Genomic DNA, 1699 nt, shown 5'->3' on the forward strand with positions numbered 1-1699 from the left:
GTGGTGGGCATTGCCTGCGTCCGGGGCGTCGACTCCGACGACGAACACTGGCCGAGCCTCATCCGAGAGATTGGCTGTGCCGCGATGGATCGTCAGCGCCGAACGCGCCGACATGTCCCCGCGCATAGGCAGCTTTTGTACTGCGCGCTCGAAGTACCGGGGCCACGCTGCTTGACTGGGGAACAACCCGTCGCGTGCGTTGACAATGTCGTCCCAATGCGTTCCCGGCGCGATCTCCAAGGGGCCGTGATCCAGCCGCGTGTCCACCGCTGTCAGGTTAAACGCCAGGCTGTTTAGCCGACGTCCCTGCAAAGTCGCATCGGGTGAAGGAAAGTCGCGGTGCCACGGTTGGTCCTGTGCCCCCGGAAAGGGAATATCGAAGCCAACCTCGACGATCCGGTACTCGGGTCCAAGCACCGCATTGCACACGGTAACGAACCAGGGGTGCGTGGCAATATCCAGAAACCCACGAATTTTCTCCGGCTGGACCTCGACATAAAAGCGATTTGGCCCGCGCGCCAACGCGCCACCTGGCACCGCTTTCGCCTCATCGAAGCAGCCCCAGATATCCTCTGCCAGGCGATCCGCCCATTCGGGCGAAAACGCACCCGGAAAAGCAATAATGCCTTCCCCATAAAGGCCACCCATGATGGCGCCGACATCAAATTTTTCCACGCGCCTCTCCGATTGTGGACCACTAACCCAGCCGTCCAGAAGGTCGGGTTTAATCGCGGTGTCGATAGTCGCCACGGTACTCGAACGGGCCGATTTGTGCGCATTGGCAGCTGTTTGCAACGTCTCGAGAGGACCGCAAGTGGGCCCAAGCGCTAAAGTGAATGCCGGGTACGTCGAGTTCGTCGAAGCGTCCGATCCGCCCCAGGCTCAAATCACACCATTCGGGCGTCAGTTCCTGCAATGGATGGTGATCGCCGGAGTGTCAGAGTTTAAGCCGGGCTAGCACCTACGCGCGTGGCAACAAAAGGCTCGCATCACCGTAGCTGTAGAAACGGTATCCTTTTTCAATGGCATGGGCGTAAGCCTCTTTCATAAGCTCCAGCCCCATCAGCGCCGAGACCAGCATGAACAGCGTCGATCGCGGCAAGTGGAAGTTGGTGACCAGGCCGTCGACCGCCTTAAAGCGATAGCCGGGCGTGATGAAGATCGCCGTGTCGCCCTCGAAGGCGCGGATTTGCCCGACCTCGCCCGCCGCGCTTTCGACCAGCCGCAGCGAGGTCGTGCCGACCGCGATCAGCCGCCCTCCCTTGGCCCGCACGGCGTTCAACCGCTCGGCCGTCGCGGCATCGATCCGCCCCCATTCGGCGTGCATCCGGTGGTCGGCGACCACGTCCGCCTTGACCGGCAAGAATGTTCCCGCGCCGACATGCAGCGTCAGCGTTTCGTGCCCGATGCCGCGCTCGTCCAGCGCTTCCAATACCCGCGGCGTGAAGTGCAGCGCCGCGGTCGGTGCCGCCACCGCCCCTTCCTCGCGCGCGATCATGGTCTGGTAATCCTCGCGGTCGGCGTCATCAACCGCCCGTTTCGAGGCGATGTAAGGCGGCAGCGGCATCCGCCCCGCGCGCTCCAGCAGCACTTCGACCGGCTCGTCGCCATGAAATTGCAGCATAAACGCGCCGTCGTCGCCGCGCTCGACCGCGGACGCGACGACTCCTTCGCCGAACTCGATCCGGTCACCAACATG

At 62.9% G+C, this 1699-nt stretch carries 2 protein-coding genes; both read right to left on the minus strand.

The annotated features are described in order from the left end of the window. On the minus strand, window positions 1–750 hold a 750-nt coding region (locus RMO25_RS12375), incomplete at its 3' end, for a phytanoyl-CoA dioxygenase family protein (protein ID WP_309662908.1). A gap of 211 nt (window positions 751–961) precedes the next feature. Beyond that, window positions 962–1699: tRNA preQ1(34) S-adenosylmethionine ribosyltransferase-isomerase QueA (gene queA / locus RMO25_RS12380; protein ID WP_309662909.1), on the minus strand; the 738-nt coding region annotated here is incomplete at its 5' end.

Origin of the sequence: Sphingomonas sp. (assembly GCF_031361285.1) — a bacterium.
Classification (GTDB): domain Bacteria; phylum Pseudomonadota; class Alphaproteobacteria; order Sphingomonadales; family Sphingomonadaceae; genus Sphingomicrobium.